Source organism: Pseudomonas soli (assembly GCF_021283165.2).
GTDB classification, from domain to species: Bacteria; Pseudomonadota; Gammaproteobacteria; order Pseudomonadales; family Pseudomonadaceae; genus Aquipseudomonas; species Aquipseudomonas soli.
In genome coordinates this window covers 5964582-5977140 of record NZ_CP128543.1, presented here as the reverse complement: position 1 = coordinate 5977140, position 12559 = coordinate 5964582, and the positions used below count along the sequence as shown (strand labels likewise).

Genomic DNA, 12559 nt, shown 5'->3' with positions numbered 1-12559 from the left:
TTTCTGAGCATGCAATTGCACCCGTATTCCGTGTTGGCCAGTTCCGAACTGGTCGGCCAGCTGATCTTCACTCCGTGCCCAGGCACCAAGGACACCTCGGTATCTCAGGCGCTGGCAACGCTGCGCGAAGCCGGTGCGAGTGCACTGGTCACCCTGATGCCAAGTGAAGAACTGCTGCAGAACGAGATCGATCTGCTTCCCGAGGAGTGCCAACTGCTGAGCCTCGAATGGTTCCACCTGCCGGTGGAAGACGACCAGGCACCCGGCGAGCCCTTTGCTGCCGCCTGGGAGATCCACCGGGAACGCCTGAAAGAGTTGGTGATGACTGGCAAGACGATCGCCATTCACTGCAAAGGCGGCTCCGGCCGCACCGGCCTGTTTGCGGCCCGCCTGATGATCGAGTGCGGCATTCCCGTGCAGGAAGCTGTTACTCAGGTCCGGGCCCTGCGCCCACGTGCCATTCAGAACCCTGCGCACGTCGACTACATCAACCAGTTCGCCAATACCCTCTGACCGTCCCCTGACCGCTACGCGAGAACAACAACATGGCAATCAAAGTAGGCATCAATGGGTTTGGCCGCATCGGTCGCTTGGCGCTGCGCGCGTCTTGGGACTGGCCAGAGTTCGAGTTTGTGCAGATCAATGACCCGGCCGGCGACGCCGAGACCCATGCCCACCTGATCAACTTCGACTCGGTCCACGGCCGCTGGCTTCGTGAAGCCCGTGCTGAGGGCAGTACGGTGGTGATCGATGGCAAGCGTATTCAGGTCACCGCGAACAAGACCATCGCCGACACCGACTGGTCGGGCTGCGACCTGGTCATCGAGGCCAGTGGCAAGATGAAGTCGGTAGCCGTGCTCCAGGCCTACCTGGATCAGGGCGTCAAACGTGTGGTGGTCTGCGCTCCAGTGAAGGAGAAAGGCGCACTGAACGTGGTGATGGGCGTCAACCAGCACCTGTTCGACCCGGCGCAGCATCGCATCGTTACCGCCGCCTCCTGCACTACCAACTGCCTGGCCCCGGTGGTCAAGGTGATTCACGAAAACCTGGGCATCCGCCACGGATCGATCACCACCATCCACGACCTCACCAACACCCAGAGCATCCTCGATACACCGCACAAGGACCTGCGCCGCGCCCGTGCCTCTGGCATGAGCCTGATCCCAACCACCACGGGCTCGGCTACTGCGATCGCCGAGATCTTCCCCGAGCTGCGCGGCAAGTTGAATGGTCACGCCGTGCGCGTACCGCTGGCCAACGCCTCGCTGACCGACTGCGTGTTCGAAGTGGAACGTGAGACAACGGCTGAAGAGGTCAACGCTCTGCTGAAGGCGGCGGCCGAAGGCCCGTTGAAAGACATCCTGGGCTACGAAGAGCGCCCCTTGGTGTCCATCGACTATCGCACCGATCCGCGCTCCTCGATCATCGACGCACTGTCGACCTTGGTGGTCAGTGGCACCCAGGTGAAGCTCTACGCCTGGTATGACAACGAATGGGGCTACGCCAACCGTGCAGCGGAACTGGCCCGCCTGGTCGGCGCAGCGGAGTAAACCACGGTCATGAAGGCGTTGTCAGCCCTGTCTGCGGAAGTGCGTCAGTACCTGCTGGTTACCGGCAACTACTGGGCCTTCACCCTCACCGACGGCGCGTTGCGCATGTTGGTGGTACTGCACTTCCATTCGCTGGGCTACACGCCGCTGCAGATCGCCGCGCTGTTCCTGTTCTACGAAGTGTTCGGCGTGATCACCAACCTGGTGGGCGGCTACCTCGGCGCCCGCCTGGGACTCAACCGCACCATGAACATCGGCCTGGGCATGCAGGTGCTGGCCTTGCTGATGCTCACGGTACCGGCAGCCTGGCTGACCGTGCCGTGGGTGATGGCCGCTCAGGCGCTGTCCGGCATCGCCAAGGACCTGAACAAGATGAGCGCCAAGAGCTCCATCAAGCTCCTGGTACCGGACAGCCAGCAAGGCACTCTCTACAAATGGGTGGCCATCCTGACGGGCTCGAAGAACGCGCTCAAAGGTGTGGGCTTTTTCCTCGGCGGAGCACTGCTCGCGTTGCTCGGCTTCACCCTGGCGGTGCTGGCCATGGCGGCAGTACTGGCCATGATCTGGATCGGCAGTCTGGTGCTGCTGAAAAAGGACTTGGGCAAAGCCAAGGCCAAACCCAAGTTCCGCGACATGCTGTCCAAGAGCCGAGCCATCAACATCCTCTCGGCCGCACGGCTGTTTCTCTTCGGTGCCCGGGACATCTGGTTCGTCGTGGCGCTGCCGGTGTACCTGAGCACCGCGTTTGGCTGGGACTTCTGGCTGGTCGGCGGCTTCCTCGCCGCGTGGATCATTGGCTACGGCATCGTCCAGTCGTTTGCTCCTCACATCACCGGCAAGAAACGAGGTCATGTGCCGGACGGCCGAGTGGCCTTCATCTGGGCGCTCGCCCTGGCCGGACTGCCTGCGCTTATTGCCGTGGGCCTATCGGCAGAATGGTCGGCGCAGGTGGTGCTGCTCGGTGGGCTGATGCTGTTCGGCGTGCTGTTCGCGGTGAACTCATCGCTGCACAGCTACCTGATCGTCAGCTATGCCAAGGAAGACGGCGTCTCCCTGGACGTAGGCTTCTACTACATGTCCAACGCCCTGGGGCGGCTGGTCGGCACGCTGCTGTCGGGCTGGGTGTTCCAAGCCTATGGGTTGCAGGCTTGTTTGTGGGTCTCGAGCGTCTTCGTATTGGCTGCCGCGCTCATCTCGATCGGGTTGCCCAGGCACAGCGAAATGGCCCAGCAGACCCACTGAGCACAGAGGAAGATCGGAGGCACTCAAGCCTCCGCTTTCACCAGAAACTGCTCGATCTCAGAAATAGAGCTACGGGCTGTGCGCGTAACTGCGGAGCCTGTCCACTCGCCATATACGCACATGAGCAGCACCAGCATCAATCACACACACGACCATATGTTTCTTGGCTCGGCACATGATGAAAACGCCAAGCGAACGCTTTGGGTCGTGGCATTGACCGTTGTGATGATGGTTGGAGAGATCACCGCAGGCTATCTCACAGGCTCGATGGCTTTATTGGCCGATGGATTTCACATGGCAACTCATGCCGGTGCATTGGGCATCGCGGCGGCCGCATACGGATATGCAAAACGGCACGCTTCCAGCCAACGCTACAGTTTCGGTACCGGAAAGGTAGGGGACTTGGGCGGTTTTGCCTCTGCATTGATTCTCGGCATCGTCGCCTTGGGAATTGGCATTGAATCTGTCATGCGCCTCTTGCAACCAACAGACGTTCAGTTCGGTACCGCTACGCTAATCGCGATTGCCGGATTGATAGTCAATGTTGTCAGTGCACTGTTGCTGGGTCACGGCCACAGTCACGACCACGATCATGTTCACCACGGGCACGATAACAATCTGAAATCGGCCTACATGCCGCTATCGTCAGCGTTCTTGGTGAAGTCACTGGCAGCGCGGAGAGTATTCGTGAACGGATCAAGCCGGTTCACGAAGTCTGCCATCTGACGGTCGAGATCCGAGCGGTCTCATAGCAGACCCCCAACCTGTGTTGGATCGGCGTAACCGGCAAGCAGCGTATCGAAGCAGAGTGGAAGGACGGGAGTCGGAATCAACGCTGTTTCCTTCGCCACATCGCGGCCGATGAAGATGGCTACTCTATCAACCGTCGTTTTCCCGATTTAGTGCAAAGAAGGCTTACTTAGATGTAATCCCCCGATCATTTGGCCGACAGGTCAACCCGCTTAAGATTAATCACACCAGATCGGAGTGATGAACATGAAAGCTATCAAAAGTATTGCCGCCTTGCTGATTCTGACTGCCTCCTCGGTTGCACTGGCTGAGGGGGGCTCAGACCGCCTGCATGGCCAGATGATTCAGGCAAATGAGCAAGCAATGCGGGCGTACGCCGCCGCCAACGGGAAAAACGAACCTGAGGTCACCCATTATCGCTATGGGATGAAGCTCGACGTGGCCAAAGTGATCAGCGTGACCTCGAACCGGGGTAGCTGCGACGTGATGCCAGCACAGATGAACTATGAAGACTCAAGTGGAAAGCTCAACATCCTCGAGTACCGTACATCCGGTATTGGTTGCCGCGGCCAGAATTGAGGAGTTCAGATGCTCACATATCCAACGAAAACGGCGCCAGGAAGGCGCCGTTTTCGTTGGTTGGTAGGTTTACTTGGCAGGATAATCTGCAACCACGCGATCTTCCCCCCCTGTGGTAAGGCCTATGACCTGGTAAGCATGACTTACGCCATCCACCTCCATTCCTGGAGAACCAGCAGGCATACCAGGCACGGCGACCCCGACCAAATCATTTCGCTCTGAAAGCTGTCGAATCTGTTCGGCCGGAACATGACCTTCAACGAACTTTCCGTTTATCACTGCGGTGTGACAGGAAGCTAGGCGCGGAGCTACCCCTAGCGTCTGCTTAACAGCACTCATATCGGCTTCAACGTGATCGATGACCTTTAAGCCATTTTGCTCCAAGTGAGCAATCCACTTTTTACAGCACCCGCAGTTTGCATCCCGGTGCACGTCAATAGTGGTTGGCACTGCCGCGTTAACTGGCGGAAGCACGAGAAAAGCAGCGAGTGCTGCCAAGCTAAGGAATCGCCTTCTAGCCCTCATGGGTGTGCTCCTTACCATCTTTGTGAGTATGCGTATTTGGGGTCGGTTTGGAGTGATGGTCACTATCAGCTTCCGTGACTTCATGCTCGTTGTGGTGATCGGTTTCAGGCTTGGCATCTGCAGGCTGCGCATGATGGGCTTCAGGCTGTCCCATATCATGATGGCCCTTCGCGGAGGCCGCCTCGCCGTGGAGATCAGCGTCACTTTTATCGTGCTGGCCTTCATGATTGTGCATATCACTTTCCCCACCGCCGTGCTGATGGCCGCCGCTGGTCGCTACCATTGACTTGTATTGCTCAGCGTTCATCTGTGGGAGCTGATCTAAGAAAGCAACGATCCCCCAGATGTATTGATCACCCATGCTCTTGCCCCAAGCAGGCATGCCGGTGGCTTTAATGCCGTGTTTAATAGTCCAGAATGCAGCGGCAGCGTCCCCACCATCACCGATCTTGGAGAGATCGGGTGGGGACGGGTAAAGCGCTTGGCTGAGCTCGGTCTTATCAACGCCTGGGGCGAGGTGACAGCCAATGCACATGGCATTGTAGTTTCCGGCGCCTGTTCGAATCAGGGTTTCATCTTTGAGATTCGGTACCTCGATATCCTTGGCACGCACTTCGATGGAGCGATCTCTCGCCATGGCGAGAAAAGCATGCACAGCGGGGAAATGAGGGTCATCAGCGCCCACGTTGACCAGGCCAAAATAGGCGGTTCCCAATACAGCCGCGCTACCCACGGCGCCTGCTGCGACCAATGTTGTAATTGTCTTTTTCATGTCAGGTTCTCAAAACCACATCCGAATGCCGGCAACGAAACGCGCTTCACTTACATCCCCGCCTTCGTCCCGAATCAGGTCAGCAGTTTTGCCGTAAGAGCGGCTCCAGGTGACGCCTATGTAGGGAGCAAACTGGCGAACAATTTCATACCGAAGTCGTAGCCCCACCTCGGTATTGGCAAGACCTGAACCAACACCACGCTCAGGGTCATTTTTGCCATAGAAGTTCGCTTCGGCGGTGGGCTGTAGGATCAGGCGATTGGTTAAAAGGATGTCGTAGTCGCCTTCCAACCGTGCGGCAGTCTGGCCATTCTCACCAATGAACGCCGTGGCTTCCGCTTCAAACGCATAGAGAGCCATGCCCTGAATGCCAAAGGCTGCCCACGTCTGGGGAGATTCGGGTTGGAAATCCTGGCGTACCCCTGCAACGACATCCCACCACGGACCAATTGATCGGCCGTAGAGGAGCTGCAGCTCGGCATCCTCGGTTACACCATTTGTTCGCTCGCCCTCGGAGCGAATCCAAAGACGATTGATGTCGCCACCAACCCACCCAGAGGCATCCCACGCCAAGGTGCTACCCTCGTCAGCATCCTGATACTCCAGCTGATCTAACAAGAAGAAGCTGTTGATGGCGCTGTCGTGAACCTCATGACCGCCCAAAGGGGGAAAAGCCGCTTTACGGTCCGCATCCGTCAGGACAGGAATGGGGGTGCGACTGGCGGCAGTAGGTGCATCAGCGGAGCCGTGGTTCATTTTTGAATGATCCATCGTTCCGGGCCCCATCCCTTCCATGCTCCCATGACCCATATTGCTGTGATCCATAGGGGCAGGCTTCACCTTAGGTTGACCATGTCCCATCGTGCTGTGATCCATGGTGCCCATGCTACCCTGCATAGCGCCATGATCCATCTTGCTATGATCAGCAGGGGCAGGTTTTTTCTCCTGCTTGCTCGCTCCCATCTGGCTGTGGTCCATACCCGGCATCGGTTTTGGAGAAGGGGCAGAGTCCATTTGCATAGATCCATGCCCCATTGCCGAATGGTCCATTTCTTCAGCCGCAAAACCAGTTGTCCCCCCGAATGCGCCCAGGGAGACAGCCAATGCCAAGAGCGATGGTCGTGCCAGCCTATTGGTCATCTTTCCCTGCCTTTGCTTTATCGCCGCCCTGCGATTCCATCATTTTGCTGTGATCCATACCTTCCATCGAGCCGTGGTCCATACCTTCCATGGACCCGTGATCCATGCCCTTCATGGAGCCATGGTCCATGCTACCGGACTGCTTATCCTGCGCCGTCTTTGCTCCTGCGTTGGATTTCGCTGCATTAGGTGTATCTACAGACTTCTGGGAATGTTGGTCATGGTTTTCACCGGACCACGAGGACGGGGCGTAAACAGCCAGAAGTCCTACCATGGCAGCAGAGAAGAAAAAGGCGCTACGTTTCATTGGTTTGCTCATCTCAAATCTCCAGATCATTCGTCCACACGGACTTCTCGGAACATGCCCATTTCCATGTGGAGCAGTAGGTGGCAGTGATAGGCCCAACGACCTAATGCATCTGCAGTTACGCGATAACTTCGTTTAGAGCCAGGCGGCATGTCGATGGTGTGTTTTCGAACCATGAAATTACCGTTCTCGTCTTCCAGATCACTCCACATGCCATGGAGGTGAATTGGATGCGTCATCATGGTGTCGTTGACCAAGGTGATGCGAAGACGCTCGCCATATTTGAGACGCAGCGGCTCGGCATCTGAAAATTTGATTCCGTCAAAGGACCAGGAGAATTTTTCCATGTGACCAGTGAGATGAAGCTCGATTGTTCTACCTGGGTCGCGGCCGTCGGGATCAACGAACGTGCTTCGCAGATCTGCGTAGGTAAGGACACGACGCCCGTTGTTCCGCAGTCCGATTCCTGGATCGTTCAACTTAGGTGTTGGCGACATCGTTTGCATGTCGACCAATGGATTATTGGTTTCCGACGCAGGGTGAACCTGCATGGCGCCGCCCATCCCAGCCATCTTGCTGTGATCCATGCCAGCCATGCTGCCCTGGTCCATCCCGGCCATCTTGCTGTGGTCCATGCCAGCCCTGCTGTCCTGGCCCATCCCAGCCATCTTGCTGTGGTCCATGCCAGCCATGCTGTCCTGGCCCATCCCGGCCATCTTGCTATGGTCCATGCCAGACATGCTGTCCTGGCCCATCCCGGCCATCTTGCTGTGGTCCATGCCAGCCATGCTGTCCTGGCCCATCCCGGCCATGCCTCCATGGTCCATCCCACCCATACTGCCGTGATCCATGCCCATATCGCTCATCGAGATTAGAGGGCGTGGATCAACGGCTGGTACTGGTGCTTGCATACCTTCGCGCACGGCCAGGGTGCCTCTGGAGTAACCAGTACGATCCATGGATTGCGCAAAAATGGTGTAAGCCTGTGCATCGTCTGGTTCGACGATGACATCGAAAGTTTCGGCTACTGCAATTCTGAATTCATCCACGTTCACCGGCTTGACATGCTGCCCATCGGCTGCAACTACAGTCATTTTCAAACCAGGGATCCGGACATCGAAGTACGTCATGGCGGATGCGTTGATGAAGCGCAGACGAATCTTTTCGCCCGGCTGGAAGATGCCCGTCCAGTTACCGTCCGGAGCCTGGCCATTCATGAGATAGGTGTAGGTATAGCCACTAACGTCGGCCAAATCAGTGGGGCTCATTTTCATCTCAGCCCACATTTTCCGATCCGCTACTGCTGCTGACCAACCCATCTCACTGACGTCATTGACGAAGTCGCCAACCGTCCGCTTATGGAAGTTGTAGTAGTCCGACTGCTTTTTGAGCTTGGACAGTACTCTGGCAGGGTCCTCGTCCGTCCAATCGCTGAGCAGCACGACGTAGTCTCGCTCGTAGGTGAACGGCTCGGGCTCCTTCGCATCGATGACCAATGCGCCGTACACTCCGATCTGCTCCTGCAGACCAGAATGGCTGTGGTACCAGTAGGTACCGTTCTGATGGACCTTGAACTTGTACTCATACATGCCATCGGGTGCGATGCCATGGAAACTTAGGCCTGGGACACCATCCATGTTTGCCGGCAGAATGATGCCGTGCCAATGGATAGATGTGTCCTGCTGCAAACGGTTTCGAACCCTAAGGGTGACAGTGTCACCTTCGCGCCAACGAAGAATGGGACCGGGCAGTGAGCCGTTGATCGCCATTGCCGTGCGAGCAGCTCCGGTAATATTGACTGGCAGCTCACCGATATACAGATCAAAATCGTTCCCTGTCAGCACGTTAGCTTGGCCAGGGCTGGTCACGGCCCACACCGGCGTGCGCCACATGCCCAATCCACCCAATAATCCAGTGGCGGCCAAGCCTTTAACGAAGGATCGTCTCGTGGTTTTGCTTTGCATGCCGTAGTGTCCAGTGAGTCAGGTAATTCGCTGATATCCGGGCCTGCGCGAAGCCGCAGCACCCCGTTTCCTTACAATTCCCGCAAGCTTTGTGAATTTCATACACAAGATGCGGCGGGAACGAGCACTCCGAAGCTGCCACACAAAAGATTCGTGAGTGATTACATTTCTGTAAGCTCGACTCAGCAATTCTCGTGTTTGGTCTCTCGGTGCTCAGCAGCGACTGGGGCGGTGTCCTTCTTCTGCTGCGCGATCTGATAGGCCTGCATAGACGATTGGCGAGCTGCCTCCATCCTTGCAAAAGTGCGGTCGGCACCACCTTCAGCTAGGGCAACGCTAGCCAAACCATATGTGATCATCATCACAAGCGCTTTCACCATGTTCATTCCTAGTCCCTCTGCAGTCAGTTGGAGGCCCATTGGGTAGGCTTGGAGTCAACAATAGCCCCGCCTCGCTTTCAGGTAGCTGAGCTCGACGTTACAGATCTGTCAGCTTCTAGGGTCAAAGGAACCTCATCTGTTCCGGACCTTTCGAGAGGCTGACCAAGGAAAACTGCAGCCACGCGTCACCCAAAAAAACGGCGCCGGTTAGGCGCCGCAAGGCCAAGGAGCACTGGGGAACGGCCACGAAGAATGGATTATGGATGACATTCCTTGTCCGCCATCATGAGCTGGTGTTCACGAACCATCTGACCAAGGACGTCATCTACCATCTTGTCATGTTTCTCCATCCACACGAGATGCTCATCCTTTGACATGCCGGCTTTGGGGTGGTCTTGATGCAATTGGCTCATCAAATCCTGAAGCATAGACATGTGTTCTTTCATATGAACATGCCGTTGGCTGGGGTCGGCTTTCTCCGCCTTGATCAACACAGCTTCGGCCTTGTCTCGAAGTGACTGAATTCTTTCAAGCGCGCGGTCGCTTCCACCTTCAGCAAACGCAGCTGACGATATCAGCATAGCTGAAGCAAGAATCATGGGTTTGAGCGATTTCACAGGACGATCTCCATCAGGTTGTCAGGGTCACTGCTACCGCTAAATGGCAGACAGGATCGATTGAAATGCCTGTCATGAATGACCGTAGACGGGCTGCCTGACAGCGGCCTGATGCCTAAATTACTTTTGCGTCAGGTTCTGGTTAGGTGGTGTTTTTGCTGCAAACTGGGCATGTACACCTTTGGGGTTGGAGCACATGAAATTACTCGTAGCTGAGGATGAGCCGAAAGCGGGAGCCTACTTGCAGCAGGGCCTGGCAGAGGCAGGTTTCACCGTTGACCGAGTCCTCTCGGGTACCGACGCACTTCAAAATGCACTGAGTGAGAGCTACGACCTGTTGATCCTCGACGTCATGATGCCGGGCTTGGACGGGTGGGAAGTCCTGCGGATGGTTCGTGCTGCTGGTAAGGACGTCCCGGTCTTGTTCCTGACCGCTCGGGATGGCGTGGATGATCGAGTGAAAGGCCTTGAACTGGGCGCCGATGACTATCTGATCAAGCCCTTCGCCTTCTCTGAATTGCTAGCTCGGGTACGAACATTACTACGCCGGGGAACCAGTGCCTCAGCCCAAACCACCATGAAGATGGCAGACCTTGAGGTAGACCTGCTCAAGCGCAGAGCCACCCGAAGCGGCAAGCGAATCGATCTGACTGCCAAAGAATTCTCTCTTCTTGAGCTGCTGATGCGCCGACGCGGCGAAGTGCTGCCCAAGTCCTTGATTGCTTCCCAGGTTTGGGACATGAACTTCGACAGCGACACGAACGTGATTGAAGTAGCAATCCGCCGCCTACGTGCAAAGATCGATGACGATTTCGCTCAGAAGCTCATTCATACCGCCCGTGGAATGGGTTACATGATGGATGAGCCGGAGTGATGCTCTCCCAATCCTCGCTGGTCAAGCGTCTGACCCTCATGATTATGTTCGCGGTCATTTCGGTACTGGTGGTCGCAGGCATCAGCGTCAACATGTTAAGCCAGCATCACTTCCGCATGCTTGATGAGCAGGCACTGTCCGAGAAACTGGAGTCGACAAGACACATCCTGTCAATTCAAACACCAGGGACGAGGCAAGAGGAGCTGCGAGAACAACTGCGCGCGCTGCTGGGTGCTCACCAAGATCTGACGGCGGAAATTCTCACCTCGGATGGCGGCGTACTTTTCTCAGATCTCAAAACCACCCTAATCCCCGACCGATACAAGGTGGCGGGAAAGGACAATATGTGGGAGTGGCAGGACAGTTCCCATAATTTCCGTGGTGTAACCTCTCGCGTTCAGATCCAAGGCGATCCAGCCCTTGGTACCGTCATGCTGATGCTGGATGTCACTAGCCATGCTCACTTCTTTGAAACGCTGCAACGGTGGTTCAGCATCGGCTTGGTCATTAGCGCATTGGTCAGCGCGGCATTGGGTTGGGTGGTTGCAAAAAGTGGGTTGCGTCCCGTCGAGCAGATAACGAAGGTTGCGACATCCATGTCCGCGAGATCACTCCAAGAGCGCATCCCGTTGGAGCCTGTGCCCCTTGAGCTTCAGGAAATGATCGTGTCTTTCAACGGGATGCTTGCGCGTCTAGAAGATGCATTCATTCGCCTATCCAACTTTTCGGCCGATATCGCACATGAGCTAAGAACGCCAGTGAGTAACTTGCTAACGCACACCGAGGTAGTGCTTACAAAAAAACGTGATTTGGTCGCGTACGAGGAGAACCTGTACTCGAATTTGGAGGAACTGAAGCGAATGTCTCGAATGATCGATGACATGCTCTTCCTCGCCAAAGCCGACAATGGCCTCATCATTCCTGAGCAAGTTGATATCAAACTCGAAAAGCTAGTGGCTAAGCACTTCGACTACTACCAACTGGTGGCTGAGGATCGGGGTATACGGCTAACCCTCCAAGGAGAGGGTGTTGTCTCTGGGGATACACTCATGATCGACCGTGCCCTTTCCAACATCTTATCGAACGCTATGCGGTACACCCCCGAAGGAAGCTCAATCTCGGTAGAGATCCAGGAAACCTCTGACACCGTGACCCTCACTACTCGAAATGGGGGGGCCACAATTGCTCCAGAGCATGCCAAGAAAATCTTTGACCGCTTCTACAGGGCCGACCCGGCAAGACGGGAAGGGGGGCCTAGCAACGCCGGACTCGGCCTTGCAATAACCCGTTCCATCGTCGAAGCACACAACGGACGGATATGGTGCGCACCGGAGGACGGTGAGACTGCATTCCACATTGCATTTCCTGCCAGGAAGCGGCCGATGAATGATCGTGCCCACCATTAATGCCGGGCTAATCGATTTAACCTACACTCGACCACTATGATCAGGGTTGTACGACTACTCACTATCCTTCTGCTGGTTCTCTCGCTTCCCCTCAACGGGATGGCGGGAGTCGACTCACCCGTTGAACCCTGCCCGATGCAGGCTATGGGCATGGAAATGATGGCGGGCATGGATCACGACTGTTGTCAGGACCAGGACCAAGGGAAGTATTCCCAGCACGCCTCAAAAGCCTGCAAAGTCGGCCAAGAATGCAGAACCGCGAGCACACTTCAAGTCAGCTTGCTCGAGCCCCAGTTGACCTTCTCTACTACGTGCCCTGCGGATGGTTATGCCGTAAGCCTGGTAACTCGAGCGCCGCCAGATCACTGGCGTCCTCCGCGCGCCTGATTCCTTCGTAAACCTCACACCCGTTGTTCTGCCTTGGCGGCCGAACGATGGCATGCGCCTGTGCGC

Annotated in this window: 14 protein-coding genes and 1 pseudogene; 8 read left to right on the top strand and 7 right to left on the bottom strand. The window is 56.3% G+C overall.

Annotated features, from left to right (window positions below; genetic code table 11):
- The first annotated feature begins 9 nt into the window (after positions 1-9).
- The 5 genes and pseudogenes from LU688_RS27595 (at position 10) to LU688_RS27575 (ending at position 4121) form a co-directional block, all read left to right on the top strand.
- Positions 10-513, top strand: coding sequence for a cyclin-dependent kinase inhibitor 3 family protein (locus LU688_RS27595; RefSeq protein WP_232887898.1), 504 nt, complete (start codon positions 10-12; stop codon positions 511-513).
- 32 nt (positions 514-545) lie between these two features.
- Positions 546-1550 (top strand): ArsJ-associated glyceraldehyde-3-phosphate dehydrogenase, encoded by a 1005-nt coding sequence (locus LU688_RS27590; RefSeq protein ID WP_232887899.1) that lies wholly within the window; start codon positions 546-548, stop codon positions 1548-1550.
- Between the two features lie 9 nt (positions 1551-1559).
- Positions 1560-2792 (top strand): organoarsenical effux MFS transporter ArsJ, encoded by a 1233-nt coding sequence (arsJ, locus tag LU688_RS27585; RefSeq protein WP_232887900.1) that lies wholly within the window; start codon positions 1560-1562, stop codon positions 2790-2792.
- Between the two features lie 120 nt (positions 2793-2912).
- Positions 2913-3544 (top strand): annotated as a pseudogene (locus tag LU688_RS27580) (cation diffusion facilitator family transporter).
- Positions 3545-3788: 244 nt separating this feature from the next.
- The gene (locus LU688_RS27575) at positions 3789-4121 is read left to right on the top strand and encodes a DUF2790 domain-containing protein (protein WP_232887901.1); all 333 of its coding nucleotides are present in this window, start codon (positions 3789-3791) and stop codon (positions 4119-4121) included.
- A 69-nt stretch (positions 4122-4190) separates the two neighbouring features.
- On the opposite strand, the gene LU688_RS27570 is transcribed toward LU688_RS27575, so the two are convergent.
- The 7 genes from LU688_RS27570 to LU688_RS27540 form a co-directional block, all read right to left on the bottom strand.
- Entirely contained in the window at positions 4191-4646 is a 456-nt protein-coding gene (locus tag LU688_RS27570; protein ID WP_232887902.1) for a DUF411 domain-containing protein, read from the bottom strand.
- Positions 4636-5418, bottom strand: coding sequence for a c-type cytochrome (locus LU688_RS27565; RefSeq protein WP_232887903.1), 783 nt, complete (start codon positions 5416-5418; stop codon positions 4636-4638). The genes LU688_RS27570 and LU688_RS27565 overlap by 11 nt, the downstream gene beginning before the upstream one ends.
- Before the next feature lie 9 nt (positions 5419-5427).
- Complete coding sequence (locus LU688_RS27560) at positions 5428-6558, bottom strand: copper resistance protein B (protein ID WP_232887904.1); 1131 nt, start codon at positions 6556-6558, stop codon at positions 5428-5430.
- Positions 6548-6877 (bottom strand): hypothetical protein, encoded by a 330-nt coding sequence (locus tag LU688_RS27555; RefSeq protein WP_081941348.1) that lies wholly within the window; start codon positions 6875-6877, stop codon positions 6548-6550. Before LU688_RS27555 ends, LU688_RS27560 begins: the two co-directional genes overlap by 11 nt.
- 14 nt (positions 6878-6891) lie before the next feature.
- Positions 6892-8829 carry a copper resistance system multicopper oxidase gene (locus LU688_RS27550; RefSeq protein ID WP_232887905.1) on the bottom strand — a complete coding sequence of 646 codons (1938 nt, stop codon included), beginning with the start codon at positions 8827-8829 and terminating at the stop codon, positions 6892-6894.
- A gap of 182 nt (positions 8830-9011) precedes the next feature.
- Positions 9012-9215, bottom strand: a complete 204-nt coding sequence (locus LU688_RS27545) for a co-regulatory protein PtrA N-terminal domain-containing protein (protein ID WP_232887906.1) — start codon at positions 9213-9215, stop codon at positions 9012-9014.
- A 251-nt stretch (positions 9216-9466) separates the two neighbouring features.
- The gene (locus tag LU688_RS27540) at positions 9467-9826 is read right to left on the bottom strand and encodes a co-regulatory protein PtrA N-terminal domain-containing protein (protein ID WP_232887907.1); all 360 of its coding nucleotides are present in this window, start codon (positions 9824-9826) and stop codon (positions 9467-9469) included.
- Positions 9827-10022: 196 nt separating this feature from the next.
- Between LU688_RS27540 and LU688_RS27535 the strand changes: the two genes are divergently transcribed.
- Genes LU688_RS27535 through LU688_RS28115 form a run of 3 tightly spaced genes read left to right on the top strand, consistent with a single transcriptional unit; the run spans position 10023 to position 12493 of the window.
- Positions 10023-10700 carry a heavy metal response regulator transcription factor gene (locus tag LU688_RS27535; RefSeq protein WP_232887908.1) on the top strand — a complete coding sequence of 226 codons (678 nt, stop codon included), beginning with the start codon at positions 10023-10025 and terminating at the stop codon, positions 10698-10700.
- Positions 10700-12106: a heavy metal sensor histidine kinase gene (locus tag LU688_RS27530; RefSeq protein WP_232887909.1), complete on the top strand. Its 1407-nt coding sequence runs from the start codon at positions 10700-10702 to the stop codon at positions 12104-12106. The genes LU688_RS27535 and LU688_RS27530 overlap by 1 nt, the downstream gene beginning before the upstream one ends.
- Before the next feature lie 36 nt (positions 12107-12142).
- Positions 12143-12493, top strand: a complete 351-nt coding sequence (locus LU688_RS28115; protein WP_232887910.1) for a hypothetical protein — start codon at positions 12143-12145, stop codon at positions 12491-12493.
- Positions 12494-12559 lie beyond the last annotated feature (66 nt).

What these genes read in the sequence shown, in the direction of transcription:
- LU688_RS27555 (WP_081941348.1), bottom strand. Translation starts at nt 6,877, where the DNA reads ATGAGCAAACCAATGAAACGTAGCGCCTTTTTCTTCTCTGCTGCCATG.
- LU688_RS27575 (WP_232887901.1), top strand. Translation starts at nt 3,789, where the DNA reads ATGAAAGCTATCAAAAGTATTGCCGCCTTGCTGATTCTGACTGCCTCC.
- LU688_RS27560 (WP_232887904.1), bottom strand. Translation starts at nt 6,558, where the DNA reads ATGACCAATAGGCTGGCACGACCATCGCTCTTGGCATTGGCTGTCTCC.
- LU688_RS27570 (WP_232887902.1), bottom strand. Translation starts at nt 4,646, where the DNA reads ATGAGGGCTAGAAGGCGATTCCTTAGCTTGGCAGCACTCGCTGCTTTT.
- LU688_RS27550 (WP_232887905.1), bottom strand. Translation starts at nt 8,829, where the DNA reads ATGCAAAGCAAAACCACGAGACGATCCTTCGTTAAAGGCTTGGCCGCC.
- LU688_RS27545 (WP_232887906.1), bottom strand. Translation starts at nt 9,215, where the DNA reads ATGAACATGGTGAAAGCGCTTGTGATGATGATCACATATGGTTTGGCT.
- LU688_RS27535 (WP_232887908.1), top strand. Translation starts at nt 10,023, where the DNA reads ATGAAATTACTCGTAGCTGAGGATGAGCCGAAAGCGGGAGCCTACTTG.
- LU688_RS28115 (WP_232887910.1), top strand. Translation starts at nt 12,143, where the DNA reads ATGATCAGGGTTGTACGACTACTCACTATCCTTCTGCTGGTTCTCTCG.
- LU688_RS27590 (WP_232887899.1), top strand. Translation starts at nt 546, where the DNA reads ATGGCAATCAAAGTAGGCATCAATGGGTTTGGCCGCATCGGTCGCTTG.
- arsJ (WP_232887900.1), top strand. Translation starts at nt 1,560, where the DNA reads ATGAAGGCGTTGTCAGCCCTGTCTGCGGAAGTGCGTCAGTACCTGCTG.
- LU688_RS27595 (WP_232887898.1), top strand. Translation starts at nt 10, where the DNA reads ATGCAATTGCACCCGTATTCCGTGTTGGCCAGTTCCGAACTGGTCGGC.
- LU688_RS27565 (WP_232887903.1), bottom strand. Translation starts at nt 5,418, where the DNA reads ATGAAAAAGACAATTACAACATTGGTCGCAGCAGGCGCCGTGGGTAGC.
- LU688_RS27530 (WP_232887909.1), top strand. Translation starts at nt 10,700, where the DNA reads ATGCTCTCCCAATCCTCGCTGGTCAAGCGTCTGACCCTCATGATTATG.